The sequence below is a fragment of the Lentimicrobiaceae bacterium genome (genome assembly GCA_020636745.1).
Taxonomy (GTDB): domain Bacteria; phylum Bacteroidota; class Bacteroidia; order Bacteroidales; family Lentimicrobiaceae; genus Lentimicrobium.
The window spans coordinates 424,603-440,090 of the sequence record JACJXH010000001.1 but is presented as its reverse complement, the minus strand read 5'-3'; the positions used below and the strand labels follow the sequence as shown (position 1 = coordinate 440,090).

Genomic DNA, 15,488 nt, shown 5'->3' with positions numbered 1-15,488 from the left:
CATAAAAATCAAAAAAGACCTGAGTTCTGCCAACCATCAGGGTTGTTGAAATATTGTTTCTGACTTGAAAAACAACCCATCAGTACATCTCAAAAAGTATTAATTTTGCAGGCTGAATGAGAAGCGCAGAGCACCAAACCACTTATACCAATTTCTATTTACAACCTGTTGCAAAAAAACAGGAAGTAAAGCATGATTCTATCTCAAGCTATGCCGGTTATCTGGCAGACAGCCTGAATCCGGTGAAGCCGGCAGATAAATTTAAGTTTGAACTTAAAGAAATTGTTTTTCAGGAAGACAGCACAAGCGCCATTCCAATTGGCCCCGTATACGACAAAAGCTCAATTTTTAAAACCACAGCCCACTTATCTCAACAAATCACCCCGACAGTAAGGCATCAACCCAGCGATGACTGGCTGACGGCAACATTCCTGGTTTGTCTGATTATTTTAGCATGGGTCAGATACTACTACTCGCGTCGGATTAAACAACTATTTAAGGCAACAATCGCCAAGCACAATGTAAACCAGCTTATCAGGGAAGGCAATGTAACCAACGAAAGAATTACGCCGGCACTTGCCTTTGTTTACATAGCCAGCATAACAACTGTAATTTATCAGTTCGGTTCGGGATACCTCAGCGAAATTATTGGGATAACAAATATTTTCAGGATTTATTATATAATTTTTGGAGCAGTAGTTTCTTTCTGGATGGCCAAAGTTTTACTGGTAAAAGCCATGGGCAGCCTTTTCAGAACCAGACATGAAGCAGCTGAATATATACTTACCAGCCTCATATTCAACCTTGCAACCGGCATTATTGCGTTTCCTTTGACCGTCGCAGGTTATTATTCCGGAAGTACAATTATTACCTATCTGGCAGTTGCAGTATTTATAACAGGACTTGTTTTCCGATTTTTAAGAAGTATTTCTATAAGCTTCACCTCGCAAACGTTTTCGCTTGTTTATTTATTTTTGTATCTTTGCACCCTCGAAATTTTACCGGTACTAATATTATTCAAAATAATAACAACTTCTGATTAACAGGGCGTTGCGAATACATACACCGGTAACTCTGATTAAGTTTAATTTTTAAAATAGGATTAAAATTGAAAATCAAGAACGTACTTATTTCGCAGCCTAAACCGGCCGAACTGGAGAAATCACCTTATGGGGATATCATAAAGAAATACTGCCTGAACCTGGATTTTCACAAATTCTTCAAGATTGAGGGTCTTAGTTCAATAGAATTCAGAAAAGAAAACAAAGTTCGTTTATCTGACTATACAGCTGTTATTTTCACCAGTAAGCATGGTGTTGATAATTTCTTCAGGTTAGCAGGGGAATTAAGAACCGACATACCCGAGACCATGAAATATTTCTGCGCCTCGGAAGCAACGGCTTATTACCTGCAGAAATACATCCAATACAGAAAACGGAAAATTTTCTTCAGTAAACTTGAGCTCAATGAGCTGGTCGACATTATCAGAAAGCATAAAACTGAGAAGTATTTGCTTCCATGCAATGAAGAGCATAACAACGAGTTGTCTGATTTACTCGACATACACAAGATCAATTACTCGAAAGCCATTATGTATCGCACCGTTTCGAGTGATATGACATTTCTTGATGTAAACAAATATGAATTGATGGTATTTTTCAGCCCTTCTGGCATTAAATCGCTGTTTAAGAGCTTTCCTGATTTTAAACAAGGCGAAAAAGCCATTGGTGTATTCGGACAAACAACAGCCCTGGCTGCGCGTGAAGCCGGCTTAACCATCACCATTGAGGCCCCTACTCCTACTGCTCCTTCAATGTCAAAAGCAATTGAACAGTTTCTGGCTGTAAATAATAAAAGCAAATAATCACAGCTGCTTTCCTTTTGACGAAAGCATTCTAACATAACAACAGGTGCTATGCAAACATTTAGAAAGCAGGAGCATTTGTGTAATATATCAGACATCGACAGGCTTTTTAAAACCGGAAATGCTGTTTTTAAATACCCGGTCAAAATGCTTTGGCTGCCAACGGATTGCGAAAAAACTCCATGCATCAAAGTGTTGCTATCTGTCCCTAAACGGAATTTCAGGCATGCTGTTGACCGTAACAAAATCAAGCGCCTGCTGAGAGAATGTTATCGAAAAAATAAGTATATTGCTATGGAAGGCCTGAATGGCAAAAGCTGCCATCTGGCCTTCATTTATGCGGGCAAAGAAATTGTAGATATCAATTCGCTTGAACCTATAATAATTCAGCTATTACAGCGTTTAGTTTCTGCACATGAAAAAACTACTGGCTAACATTTTGATTGGTATCATCAGGTTGTATCAGGGGGCCATTTCTCCTTATTTACCTCCATCGTGTCGTTACACACCAACTTGTTCTGCCTATGGAGTTGAGGCTATAAAAAAACACGGGCCTTTTAAAGGAGGCTGGCTTACTATAAAAAGAGTGCTATCATGTCATCCCTGGGGAGGCAGTGGTTATGACCCTGTCCCCTGATTTACATTCTAATCAAACAAACGGTTAAATGAAACAGGTGTACAAATTACTATTTACCTTCATGATTGGCCTGTTGGTCAACCTCAACGTAAATGCGCAAAACTCGTCATCCTTTGAAATATCAAAGAACCTCGACATCTTCGCAACCATGTTTAAAGAGCTCAACAACAATTATGTTGATGAAATAAACTATGGCGACCTGACAAAAACTGGAATTGATGCAATACTAGACAAGCTTGACCCATACACTGTTTTTATTTCAGAAGCCGAGATCGAGGATTTCACTTTCATGACTACCGGGCAATATGGTGGCATTGGCGCTTTAATACATAAGCAGGGTGATTACATTGTGATTTCAGAACCTTACGAAAATTCCCCGGCACAGAAAGCCGGACTAATTCCTGGCGACCAGATTCTGAAAATCAACAACAAAGACACCAAAGGAAAATCAGTGAGCGATGTAAGTGCTATTTTAAAAGGACAACCGGGAACTAAAATTAACATCCTGGTGCAGCGCGAAGGCTCCCATTCTCCCATCGACATCGAAGTAATGCGTGAAAATGTAGCCATTCCAAACGTCGCATTTTCCTCAATGGTTGATGAAAACACTGGCTACATTAAGTTAACCGGGTTTACGCAAAATTCTGCTAAGGAAGTAAAAGATGCCTTTCTGAAACTACGTGAAAACGAAAAGTTCAAAGCTTTAATTATTGACTTGCGCGACAATGGCGGTGGATTGCTGAATGAGGCAGTTAGTATTACCAATCTGTTTGTTAAAAAAGGAGAAGTGGTAGTAAGCACCAAAGGTAAAACCCCCGACAGAAATAAAACCTATAAAACTTTTGTACAACCGGTAGATCCTGAAATTCCGATAGTTGTTCTTGTCAACGATTTCAGTGCATCAGCATCTGAGATTGTAGCCGGAGCCTTACAGGATCTTGACAGGGCTGTAATACTGGGAGAAAGAACCTTTGGTAAAGGTCTGGTTCAGAATATTATTCCGCTCAGTTATAACACTCAGATGAAAGTTACAGTTGCCAAATACTACATCCCCAGCGGGAGGTGTATTCAGGCAATAGATTACGCCAACAGAGACAGTATGGGTTTTTCAAGACACATTCCTGACTCCCTCATCAACAGCTTTAAAACCACTACTGGCAGAACCGTTTATGATGGAGGAGGAATTGAACCTGACATAAAAGCGGAACAACCTCTGGCCAGTAATATTGCCATCAGCCTGATTTCGAAAAATCTCATTTTTGACTATGCCAATAAATTCAAACGTGAGCACCCAACCATCCCGGAGCCTGAAGACTTCATCATTACAGACGATATGTACACCAGTTTTACTGACTGGCTTCGCGATAAAGATTATGACTACACCACCCGAAGTGAAAAAATGCTGGTTGATCTCAAAAAAACGGCGGAAACTGAACAATACTATGCCGAATTGAAGGCAGAATTTGATTTACTGGAATCGAAAATGAAACATAATAAACAGACAGATCTGGTAAAGTTCAAAGATGAGATTAAATCCATGTTGCGAAGTGAGATAGTGTCAAGGTACTATTTTCAGAAAGGCCGCATCAAAGCAATGCTGACCGAAGATCAGGAAATTGTTTCTGCTATTCATGTTTTAAATGACATAAAAGCTTACAAGGCAATACTCGACGGAAGCAGCAATCTCACAAATACCAAACCCTAATTTGCCAACGCCGCAGATGACAGCTCTTTTTAAGAATCAAAGTTTCTTTAAAACAGATGTTTCCTCGCTCATGTTCTATGCCATGATTTTATTGGCTATGTCCATCCCTTTGTCGGAATTCGGGATGAGCATTTCCCAGTTTTTATTGCTTGGGCTGTGGGCATGGGAAGGAGCTGACTACTCAAAATTGCAAAAAGCGGCCGGAAAAAACTTCATGGTAAAACTTCAGGCCTGGTTTTCCACCATGTTTATTAACATTGGCGGCAAATTCAGAATGCTATACAATAACCGCGCAGCCATGGTGGTTATCTCTTTGTATCTGATGCATATCATCGGACTCATATACACTTCCGACCTGAATTATGCACTTAAGGATTTACGAATAAAGTTACCTCTGTTAAGTTTACCGGTGATTATAGCAACATCAGCATCCTTATCAGGCAAAAAACTTAACCAGCTTTTACTCTTTTTTACCTTTGCGGTTTTTGCGGGTACCATAGCCAGCATTTTTGTCCTGATAACCAGGCAAATCAGCGACCCACGAGAAATCAGCATTTTTATTTCTCACATCAGATTTGGACTCACCATTTGTTTTTCAGTGTTTATCCTGATTTACTTCCTTTGGTTTAATATTTATAAATCACTTACCTCAAAGATTATTCTTGCCATTGGTGTTTTATGGTTTCTCCTCTTTTTATTTATACTTGAATCAATTACCGGACTGGTTATAACCGGAATACTTGCCCTTATTTTTACATTTTATCTGATATTTAAGATAAATCCGGTAAAATACCGCATTCCTACAATCCTCATCACCCTGCTTTTCCCTGCATTGTTTGGGTATTATTTTGTTTCCTCTGTCAGAGAATTTAGCAATGCTGAAAAATTTGATTACAGCAAGCTCGACAAATACACCAAATATGGCACACCATATATTCATGACACCTGTACTTACGGTATTGACAATGGCAAATATGTAGGCATATATCTTGCGCCGGCAGAGCTAAGGCAAGAATGGAACCGAAGAAGCAAACTGGACTATGATGGGTTAGATAAAAAAGGTCAGGAACTAAGTTACACACTTATCCGTTTCTTAAATTCCAAAGGCTTGCGCAAAGACGCTGAAGGCGTTAAAGCACTGACCGACAGCGAAATAAAACACATTGAACAAGGAGTAGCTAACGTAACTTATATTGAGAGCTTTAACCTTCGGTCAAGAATTGACCAGATTGCCATGGGCTATACCAACTATGTGCGACATGGAGATCCCAATGCCTCATCAGTTATGCAAAGAGTTGAATACTGGAAAACTTCAGCACATATCATAAAACAAAACTGGCTTACAGGGGTGGGAACAGGAGACCTGAATCTTGAATTCTCTAAAGCGTATACTGAAATGGGGTCAAAGCTTGATAACGCCTTCAGGAACAGATCGCACAACCAGTTTATGGCTTTTTTCATAGCCTTTGGGATACTGGGTTTTTTATGGTTTCTGTTTAGTTTGTTATATCCTCCCCTCAAACTTGGCAAGTTTAATGACTACTTCTTTGTTGTATTTTTCACCATTATCTTCATGTCGATGCTCACGGAAGATACACTCGAGACACAGGCAGGTGCAACGTTTTTTGCTTTTTTCAATGCACTTTTACTCTTTGGGCGTAAACTAAACAAAACCGCTTCGTAGCAATTGCTCATTATCTGCTATAAAATTCTTACATTTAGAGCCCGTAATACAACGCTTAATGATACAAAAAGAAATTACCCTGCAATACTTAGAAACAGACAACCAATCAGATCTGAGCCCTGCTGACAGCCAGTTACTTGACAATGCAAGCAGCGCAGCTTTAAGAGCATACGCCCCTTACTCAGGCTTTAGAGTAGGAGCTGCTCTCAGACTGGCCAATGGGAAAATTATTGATGGCAACAACCAGGAAAATGCAGCTTACCCATCAGGCTTGTGTGCCGAAAGAGTTGCCATATTCTCCGCTTCGGCTCAATATCCCGGTGAAACCATTGAATGTATTGCCATTACCATCAATACTGACGACAAGAAAGTTACCAGCCCGGTTCCTCCTTGTGGAGCATGCAGACAGGTAATTGCAGAATATGAGCACAAACAAGGGAAAAAAATAAGAGTTATTTTTGCCGGAGAAACCGGCCACATTGTTCAGATGGAAGGTATTGAGTCACTGCTTCCGATGACATTTAATTCAAATAACCTGGAACATCTTAAGTAAGATTGTTGTTAATAGAAAACCCAATCGGGATTTTCATAAAAGTACCAGATTCAGTCTGCCTTGTTGATCAGTATTGTTATTCAGCAATTCTGATGATATTTAATTCTGTCAAATCAACAAGCTTCACCATTCTCAACATCTTCAATGAATGAAAAGATTAACGCTATTAATTTTAAGTCTGGCACTTCTCACATCGATGAGTGCCGACCTGCCTGCCTATAAAATATTTAACAAAAAAGACAAAGAAACTGATTTTTCGAAACTGCTAAAAGAAGCATCAGAGGCGGATGTAATATTTTTTGGTGAGCAACACAATAATCCAATCAATCATTGGCTTCAGTTTGAACTCACTAAAGCCCTCTATGCTGAAAAGGGGAAAAGACTGGTATTAGGCGCCGAGATGTTTGAATCAGACAATGCGCTCTTGCTGAATGAATATCTCTCAGGAGCTATAACCGAAAAGAGTTTTGAATCAGAGGCTAAACTATGGCCGAATTACAAGACAGACTACAAGCCTTTGGTTAGTTTTGCCCGCGACAGCAGTTTAAGGTTCATTGCAACAAATATTCCACGAAGGTATGCTTCAATTGTGAACCGCAATGGATTTGAAGGGCTTGATTCGCTTGACGCGGCTGCTAAAACATATATCGCTCCTTTGCCTGTTGCTTATGATGCTGAATTGCCCGGCTATAAAAGCATGATTGAAATGATGGGAGGCCAGGGCGGGCATGTAAATGAAAATCTTCCCAAAGCACAAGCCGTTAAAGATGCCACCATGGCATATTTTATCAATAAAAACCTCAACCCCGGTGAAACTTTCCTTCATTTTAACGGCACCTACCATTCTGACAACTTTGAAGGAATTGTTTGGTATTTAAAAAACCTGAACCCAAATCTTAAAATTCTCACCATCAGCGCTGTAGAACAAAAAAATATTGACAAGCCTGAAGAAGAGAACAGCTCCAAAGCTGATTTTATAATTATTACGCCGGAGACGATGACCAAAACAAATTAAAAGCAGCGTCAGGCCAGAAAAGTATAGTTCAGGTTAATTACAAAATTCCAGATAGTTACAACGCCAATGGCAAACAACTTGCTAAAGTAAAAGTTAATCTTCACTTTTGACACCAGCAGATAGATAACCAGCGTGCTCAAAAGCAACCCAATAAGAGAAATAAAGAAAAACCGTCCAAATTCTACGGCAATTTCCGGGTTGTGACTATTGAAAGTCCAGATTCGGTTTAAATAATAATTGCTGCTTGCTGCAATGGTAAAACCAATTGCATTGGCCACATACTTTTGAATTTTAAACCACTCTTTACAGATATAAGTAAAACCAAAATCAATAAAGACACCGGTAAAGCCTACAATTCCAAACTTAACAAATTTGTAGGCAACGTCACGGGTAATAATATCAACCATTTGACTGACAGCAGATACGCTCCTGTTGCGTTTATAACTGAATAATTAAAACTTCTTTTTTCCCTTCACGGATAACTTCCACATTTACCACCTCACCTGGTTTGAGTTTACCTAAGCGGCTCATATAGTCGTAAATATTCGTAACCGGCATTCCGTTAATGGCCGTAATAATATCACCTTTAAGCATACCGGCAGAGGCAGCGGGTCCATCTTTACGGGTGCCCTCAACCTTCATTCCTCCTGAAGTTTCAGCACCGGAAACATCAGGCATAATTCCGAGTGTCACTTTTAAATTCCGGCCATAGTTGCCCGACTCTTTGCGACTTCCGGCTTCACGAAAGACAGGGGCAACCGGCATATCAGACAAAACTGCGACCAGGTCAGCGGTGAAGTCAATTACCTGTTCAACCCCGTTATAATTAATACGAGAGGCCATATCATCAGGTGTGTGATAATCTTCGTGAGCACCGGTTGTTATAAACAGCACCGGAATGTCCTTCCCATAAAAAGCTGCATGGTCAGAAGGGCCATATCCATCGGGCGATTTTTTGATAACAAAAGAACGATTTTTTCCCAACAAATCGATCAGAGAATCGGCCACTGTGAATGTTCCTGTTCCTGAGATAGTTAATGCAGGATCCTGTGATTTCAAACGGCCGACCATATCAAGATTTACCATGGCTTTTACCGACTTGATTGCAACCGGACAATTAGCAACAAAGTACCTGGAGCCTAAAATTCCCATTTCTTCAGCACCAAACGACACAAACAGCAAACTTCTTGAAGGGCGATTTGCCTCTTTGGCAAAATACTCAGAAAGGGCTATAATAGCAGCTACTCCGGAAGCATTATCATCTGCTCCGCCGTGAACAGCATGCACATCAGGCACACGTGAACCTGAGCCTGTGCCACCCATTCCCAAATGATCATAATGAGCCCCGACTACAACAAATTCATCTTTTAACACCGGGTCATTACCCGGAATCATAGCTATAATATTGCGCGTGGTTACTTTATTACGAATTACGTCAGCGGTTAGTTTAACCCTGTTCAATCCATTTACATTGGCTGTAGACCGGGCTGAAATCATCACTTTTTCAAGTGAATCAACAGCAGTAGCAGGCAAACCGAGTATGGCGCCTGCCAGATTTCTTGTAATACTTATAACGGGCAAACCGGCATCTGAAACTGTTTTATCAAAAGTTATATCAACAGGTTGGTCTTTTTTATCAAAAGAAGAAGGAGAAACCAGCAAAATACCAGCCGCCCCCCTGTCATGAGCAGCCAAAGCTTTAGCCCTGTCGGTAGCCATCGGAATAAATGCACTATTCTGATTATCAGGCTCCGGATCACCGCGCAGCACAAGAACCAACTTATTTTTTACATCTTTTCCAGCAAAGTCATCCCAGGCTAAATCGCCACTGACACCAGAAATTCCAAAACCAGCAAAAACAACCTCTGCATCAACTGTTTCTGAGGAAGAAAAGGAAAATGGCATGAAATCTTTACCTGCAACAAAATCATGATTTACCACAGTTAAGCTGTTTTTGCTTCCGGCAACCACATCAGAAATAACTCCGAAATACTGAAAGCCATTGTAGCCCATGAGGGTTGCACCATTTTCAGCAAAGCGTTCTCTGATAAAAATGGCCGCCAATGAATCGCCTACTGTTCCTGATTTTCTGCCTTCCAGCTCATCCGAAGCCAGATAAGTAATACCAGCCTTTAATTTCTCGACTAACGGCAGTGCTGATTGGCCGAATGCAGTTGTTAAGGAAATGGGGAATAACAAAACAAGCAGGAAGAATATTTTTTTCATTTGCAGCAGTTTATCTGTTAAAATTCATCTTTAGTTGCCGGTAAAACAATTTAAGCCATGTGTTTATGTTGTTATTTGAAACTCAAATCACAAACCATACAAGACAAAAAACCGGATAGCTGCAAAAGTATTAAAAATAGCGGTTGCAGAATCCGGCATGATCATTAAAGCCTTTTATTATATCTAATTCAGCCTCCCGAACAGCTAAATTAAATACAATTAACATATTTCACAGGTTTATCCACCCTAAAGCAGCTCAGTTTTTAACTGTTCAACCCATTTACTGATGCGCTCACTGGTAAGTTCAGGCTGGCTGTCTTCATCAATTGCCAGGCCAACAAATTTACCATCTCTTTCAGCTGTTGAAAAATAATAAGAATAGCCTTTTGTAGGCCAGAATCCCACAACATTCTCCTTGTAAGGCAACCTGCAGTAAACTGTTCCCATGCCATCAACAAAACTCTCAGGATACTCATGCTGATCGCCAAGCCCGAACAAAGCTATTTTTTTATCCTTGATTTCAGCATCAACCAAAACATCAATAAAACGTTCCCAATCCTGATGCATTTCACCAATACCCCATGCCGATGTACCAAGAATCAGATAATCGCACTTCTCAAGGTCTTCGCGGGTAGCATTGCTTACATTGTGCATGGCTGCTACATCTTCACCAAAATGCCTCACAATATCCTGTGCAGCCTGAAACGTACTCCCTTTGGGGCTCCCCCCGTAAAAAATTCCAATTTTTGTCATTTTTATCTCCTCGCTCTTATCAGAAAAATTTTAAAAAGATGGCAAATATAAACCTGAACAAGCAGGATTGCAAGCCCTGTTAACAAGTTTACAGCCATTGATATTCAACTGATAAACAAGCATTTTTAATAATTAAACTATTTATCTAACCATATTTCCAATGAGTTAGCCATATGAAAACCTATAAAAAGAAAAAATGTTCAACAATATTTATAAACTTCGGATACGAGCGAAGAAGTTGCGGGTAGAGGGCTTAAAACAAGCATCTTGAAAATACATTTCTGACAAAAAAAATATTCTCAGTTTGAAAAAAACATGTAGGTTTGAAAAATAAAAGATTGCTTGTGAAAAGAACACTACTGGCCGAAAAAATGATTTTATATTTTCTCACTTTGGGCATTGGCTCCATTGTACTGACCGGTATTTTTTCATTTTTTACAGCCCGCAATGCAATCCTTGATCGCACATACGATCAGCTCACTTCCATACGATTAACGCGGCAAGCCCAAATTGAGCGGTTTTTTGCAGACAGACTAAGTGAAACAGCCTACTATGCTTCAACTGAAGAAACCAAGCAATTGTTGGGTAAAGTAAAATTGGCCGCAAATCATCAGAAAACAAAAACCCAAAGCATTTACAGGGTTTCATTCTTAAGTTCAGCCTATTATTCAGGCTTCATGCTTCTTGACAAAGAAGGTCGGAATCTTTATCAGCAAATTACCAATCAGTCAAACATAACTGACCAAATACCAATCAGACATTCGTTTCATGATATTCAGCCACAAGCATTTATTGTTGATTACACTCAGGAAGAAACCGAAAATGAAAAACAGTTACTTTCGGCAGCACCCATATACAACGACAATAGAATTGCCGGGTATCTTGTACTTATTCTTAAGCCTGGCAAAATCAATGACTTTATGCTTGAGGTAAATCCGGCAAACGGGCTTGGTAATACCGGCGAAACCTATCTTGTTGGCCCCGATTTCCTGATGCGAAGCCAATCGAGGTTTATTGAGAAATCAATCATGAAAACCTATGTAAAAACACGCCCTGTTACCGAAGCTTTGAATAACCGCGCAGGTACTGCACAGGTAACAGATTACCGTGGACTGAAAGTATTAAGTTCATATGGCCTTGTGAAAACAGCCGGATTAAATTGGGTAATTTTGGCTGAAATTGATTACGAAGAAGCAACAGCCTCAATTTATGGAATCAGAAACAACATTATGCTTCTGACAGTTTTTACCGGCATTGCATTTTTTATTTTAACCTATGCAATTAGCCGGAAAATTACAAAACCTCTTATCCGGCTCAAAGATGCAGCCATTGAACTTGGTGAAGGAAGGCTTGATACTCTTGTGGGTATTGAATCCAATGATGAAATAGGTGAACTTACTGAGGCATTTAATTCTATGGCTGTAAGTCTTCGCGAAAAAGACGAAGCGCTGAAAGCTGAAAGAATTAACCGGCTAAAATCAGCTATTGACGGACAGGACATGGAAAGACAGCGGCTTTCAAGAGAGCTGCACGATGGAATCGGACAAAATCTGATTGCCATCAGGCTGAGACTTGGGGCACTTGAAAATGATATACCTGACAAGCTCAACCAAAAAATTCAGTCAGTGATAACCCTCACCGACAGTTTAATTGATGAAGTAAGAGCCATTTCAAATGCCCTTATGCCACCCGCACTGGCGGAGTTTGGACTTACTACTGCCATACGCAATTTATGCAGTAACCTGACAGAAACAACAGGCATCACCACCGAATTCACAGGTGAAATCCCCGGACAAAAACTAGGCAGAAAAGCAAGACTTTATATTTTTCGGATTTTTCAGGAAACGTTCAACAATGTTGCCAAACATTCCGAAGCAACCCATCTGAAAATTGAAACTAAAACTGATGCCCACATTTTCATCATTACCATTACCGATAATGGCAAAGGGTTTAACGTAGAATCGCCTTGCGCCTCTGGCGGACATGGCCTTGGAAATATGGTCGAAAGAGCCAATCTGTTAAAAGGCCAGGCAACCATTCAATCCAGCCCGGGTTCAGGTACATTAATCAGAATTGAAATTCCATTAAACAAAAGCATTTTATGATAAACGTATTCCTTGTTGACGATCACACCATTGTTCGTGATGGAATAAAAGCCTTGTTATCAGGTCAGGATGATATTTTTATACTTGGAGAAGCCTGTAATGGGCGCGACTTGCTGAGCCTGCTCAAATCTGCGAAACCTGATGTAATTTTGCTCGACATCTCACTGCCCGACCATTCGGGAATTGAATTGTGCGAAATCATAAGACGGGAATATCCCGGAATACACATTTTGTTCCTTTCCATGTTTAACAGTGAAGAATATATTTTTAACGCCATCAAGGCAGGCGCTCAGGGATATCTCACCAAAAACATATCGCAATCTGAACTATTAGAGGCCATTCGCACTGTAAGCCATGGCCATGAATATTTCAGCGAATCCATATCAAACATCATTTTAAAAAGTTACATAAAAAAGGCTAAGGACAAGGAAGACGAAAACCTGAACCCGGAAAACAGCCTTTCAAAACGCGAACTTGAGATTCTTAAACTCTTTGCAGAAGGCCATTCCAATCCGCAAATAGCTGAAAAACTATTTATTAGTACACGCACGGTTGAGTCTCATAAAAACCACATCATGCAAAAGTTGAGCCTCAAATCAACGGTAGACCTGGTAAAATTTGCAATCAAGCATCAGATTATTGAGCTCTGAAGCTGGCGCCCTCCCTTTTTTTTAGTAAAAAGCTTTTCTTTCCTGCAGTTAGGTGAATCACTTATTTCAAAATAAGTGATTATCTTACATAAAATCAGTTAATGCTGCATTGTTCAACACTATTATAGTTCCAATTTTTGCGGAGTGGGAAATCCGTCAAACCAATCAAAACCAACCAAAGATGAAAAAAAAATCAACTAAACTGCTTACGGGCTTTGTGCTGGCCATCATGCTGGCCATTCCGGGCTGGTTAACAGCTCAGACAGAAACTTCACTCAACGCCGGAGTTGACCTTATGAGCAGGTATGTATGGCGCGGCATGAACCTTGGAGGTTCATCCCCCAGCATTCAGCCAACACTTGAATATACAGTGGGCAACTTTACAATAGGCACATGGGGTGCTTTTTCAATGAGTGATGGGTTAAGTATTCAGGAAACCGACTTATATCTTTCTTATAACATTAAAGATATGTTTAGCCTGACTGTAACCGATTATTTTCTTCCGGACGAAACACTTGAAAACAACAAGTATTTCGATTTTACCGAAGATGAAACCGGCCACCTCTTTGAGGCTTCAGCATCATTCAACGGCACAGAAAAAATTCCTTTTACCTTTTTAGCTGCAGTCAACTTTTGGGGAGCTGATGCCCGCAAAGCTGATGGAAAAAAGCAATACTCAACTTATCTGGAGCTCGGTTTCAACGGAAGCTGCAAGGATGTGGATTATAACATTTTTATGGGGCTTACTCCTACCAATCCTGACAAGGAAAAAGAAGAAACCGGTTATTACGGACCAGAAGCCGGAGTCATAAATATAGGAATTACAGCTTCAAAAGAGATTAAGATTACGGATCATTTCAGCCTGCCCGTTTCAACCTCTTTTATCGTTAACCCACAAGCTGAAAATGTATTTCTCGTGTTTGGAATTTCCCTCTGAAACAAAATGTTGAACAAATAAATACCGCAAAAAATGGAACCTGAAATGATTTTAAATGAAGCAGCCAAAACCGGAAATACCGGATTTATGTTGCTGGCGACCAGCCTTGTAATGCTAATGACACCTGGCCTTGCTTTTTTTTATGGAGGTTTGGCAACAAAAAGAAACATCCTTGGAATTATGATCCAAAGCTTTGTTTCATTGGGTGTAACAACTGTACTCTGGTTTATTTTTGGCTATTCACTCTGCTTTAGCGGTGATGGCGCTATTATAGGAAACCTTGACAAATTGTTCCTCAACGGAGTTGACCTGAACAGTGTGTATGCCGGAAATGGTAAAATTCCTGAACTGGTATTCTTCCTTTACCAGATGATGTTTGCTATTATTACGCCAGCGCTTATTACGGGTGCATTTGTTGGCCGCGTTACTTTTAAAAGCTATTTGTTCTTCCTTGTTGTTTGGCAGGTGCTGGTTTACTATCCGTTTGTACATATGGTATGGGGTGGCGGACTGCTTGCTCAATGGGGTGTACTTGACTTTGCCGGTGGAATAGTTGTACATGCAACTGCCGGTTTTGCAGCACTGGCCTCTGTATTTTATGTAGGAGCCAGATCCGATAAAGACTCTACCCCCAACAGCATTCCCCTGGTTGCTATCGGAACAGGACTACTTTGGTTTGGATGGTATGGATTTAATGCCGGCAGCGAACTTTCAGTAGATAATATTACTGTACAGGCTTTTGCCAATACCGATGTTGCTGCTTCATTTGCTACTGTTACGTGGCTCATTATTGAATGGATCAGAGCCCGGAAACCTAAATTTATCGGCTTATTAACCGGTGCTGTTGCAGGTTTGGCCACTATTACTCCTGCTGCCGGATTTGTTCCTTTATGGGCAGCTGCACTGATGGGCATTATGGCCGGACTTGTTTGTTATTATGCCGTATCGCTTAAAAACAAGCTTGGCTGGGATGATGCACTCGATGTATGGGGTGTGCATGGTGTTGGCGGTGTTTTAGGAACTATCCTGCTGGGCGTTTTTGCTTCCAGTGCCATTAACCCTATGATTACCACACAAGGAGTCATTTATGGAGAATGGTCTTTCTTCTTTAAACAACTGGTTGCAGTTGCAGGTGCATCAGCCTATGCCTTTATTTTCACCTATGTGATGCTTGCATTAATCAACAAAATAACACCAGTAAGGGTTAGCGAAAGCGATGAAATGTTAGGCCTTGATAATGTTATACATGGTGAACAGGCTTACGACTCCGGTTCAATGTAATCAATTTCAAATAAATAAACTGTTTGATAGCAAAGGTTTTGACAGACATCAAAACCTTTGCTATTTTTGCACCCCTGA

The 15,488-nt window shown here is 40.3% G+C and carries 15 protein-coding genes; 12 read left to right on the top strand and 3 right to left on the bottom strand.

Going from position 1 to position 15,488, the window contains the following annotated elements:
* Positions 1 to 116 precede the first annotated feature (116 nt).
* The 8 genes from H6541_01765 (at position 117) to H6541_01730 (ending at position 7,458) form a co-directional block, all read left to right on the top strand.
* On the top strand, positions 117 to 1,043 hold the full coding sequence (locus H6541_01765; GenBank protein MCB9014491.1) for a DUF4271 domain-containing protein: 927 nt from the start codon (positions 117 to 119) through the stop codon (positions 1,041 to 1,043).
* Positions 1,044 to 1,108: 65 nt separating this feature from the next.
* Positions 1,109 to 1,864: a uroporphyrinogen-III synthase gene (locus tag H6541_01760; protein MCB9014490.1), complete on the top strand. Its 756-nt coding sequence runs from the start codon at positions 1,109 to 1,111 to the stop codon at positions 1,862 to 1,864.
* Positions 1,865 to 1,915: 51 nt separating this feature from the next.
* Positions 1,916 to 2,299 (top strand): ribonuclease P protein component, encoded by a 384-nt coding sequence (gene rnpA, locus H6541_01755; protein MCB9014489.1) that lies wholly within the window; start codon positions 1,916 to 1,918, stop codon positions 2,297 to 2,299.
* Positions 2,280 to 2,501: a membrane protein insertion efficiency factor YidD gene (yidD, locus tag H6541_01750; protein MCB9014488.1), complete on the top strand. Its 222-nt coding sequence runs from the start codon at positions 2,280 to 2,282 to the stop codon at positions 2,499 to 2,501. Before rnpA ends, yidD begins: the two co-directional genes overlap by 20 nt.
* Positions 2,502 to 2,562: 61 nt before the next feature.
* A complete protein-coding gene (locus H6541_01745) occupies positions 2,563 to 4,206 on the top strand; it encodes a S41 family peptidase (protein ID MCB9014487.1) in 1,644 nt (547 codons plus the stop codon).
* A 16-nt stretch (positions 4,207 to 4,222) separates the two neighbouring features.
* Positions 4,223 to 5,890, top strand: coding sequence for an O-antigen ligase family protein (locus H6541_01740; protein MCB9014486.1), 1,668 nt, complete (start codon positions 4,223 to 4,225; stop codon positions 5,888 to 5,890).
* 58 nt (positions 5,891 to 5,948) lie between these two features.
* Complete coding sequence (gene cdd, locus H6541_01735) at positions 5,949 to 6,443, top strand: cytidine deaminase (protein ID MCB9014485.1); 495 nt, start codon at positions 5,949 to 5,951, stop codon at positions 6,441 to 6,443.
* Positions 6,444 to 6,591: 148 nt separating this feature from the next.
* The gene (locus H6541_01730) at positions 6,592 to 7,458 is read left to right on the top strand and encodes a ChaN family lipoprotein (GenBank protein ID MCB9014484.1); all 867 of its coding nucleotides are present in this window, start codon (positions 6,592 to 6,594) and stop codon (positions 7,456 to 7,458) included.
* 8 nt (positions 7,459 to 7,466) lie between these two features.
* Here H6541_01730 and H6541_01725 read toward each other — a convergent pair whose 3' ends face one another.
* From H6541_01725 to H6541_01715, 3 genes are all read right to left on the bottom strand, one after another.
* On the bottom strand, positions 7,467 to 7,865 hold the full coding sequence (locus tag H6541_01725) for a GtrA family protein (GenBank protein MCB9014483.1): 399 nt from the start codon (positions 7,863 to 7,865) through the stop codon (positions 7,467 to 7,469).
* Between the two features lie 31 nt (positions 7,866 to 7,896).
* Positions 7,897 to 9,684: a M20/M25/M40 family metallo-hydrolase gene (locus H6541_01720; GenBank protein ID MCB9014482.1), complete on the bottom strand. Its 1,788-nt coding sequence runs from the start codon at positions 9,682 to 9,684 to the stop codon at positions 7,897 to 7,899.
* A gap of 246 nt (positions 9,685 to 9,930) precedes the next feature.
* The gene (locus tag H6541_01715; protein ID MCB9014481.1) at positions 9,931 to 10,437 is read right to left on the bottom strand and encodes a flavodoxin; all 507 of its coding nucleotides are present in this window, start codon (positions 10,435 to 10,437) and stop codon (positions 9,931 to 9,933) included.
* Positions 10,438 to 10,781: 344 nt separating this feature from the next.
* Here H6541_01715 and H6541_01710 point away from each other — a divergent pair, with 344 nt between their 5' ends.
* From H6541_01710 to H6541_01695, 4 genes are all read left to right on the top strand, one after another.
* Positions 10,782 to 12,542: a HAMP domain-containing protein gene (locus tag H6541_01710; protein ID MCB9014480.1), complete on the top strand. Its 1,761-nt coding sequence runs from the start codon at positions 10,782 to 10,784 to the stop codon at positions 12,540 to 12,542.
* On the top strand, positions 12,539 to 13,192 hold the full coding sequence (locus tag H6541_01705) for a response regulator transcription factor (GenBank protein MCB9014479.1): 654 nt from the start codon (positions 12,539 to 12,541) through the stop codon (positions 13,190 to 13,192). Before H6541_01710 ends, H6541_01705 begins: the two co-directional genes overlap by 4 nt.
* A 181-nt stretch (positions 13,193 to 13,373) precedes the next feature.
* Positions 13,374 to 14,129 (top strand): hypothetical protein, encoded by a 756-nt coding sequence (locus H6541_01700; protein ID MCB9014478.1) that lies wholly within the window; start codon positions 13,374 to 13,376, stop codon positions 14,127 to 14,129.
* Between the two features lie 45 nt (positions 14,130 to 14,174).
* Entirely contained in the window at positions 14,175 to 15,410 is a 1,236-nt protein-coding gene (locus H6541_01695; GenBank protein MCB9014477.1) for an ammonium transporter, read from the top strand.
* Positions 15,411 to 15,488 lie beyond the last annotated feature (78 nt).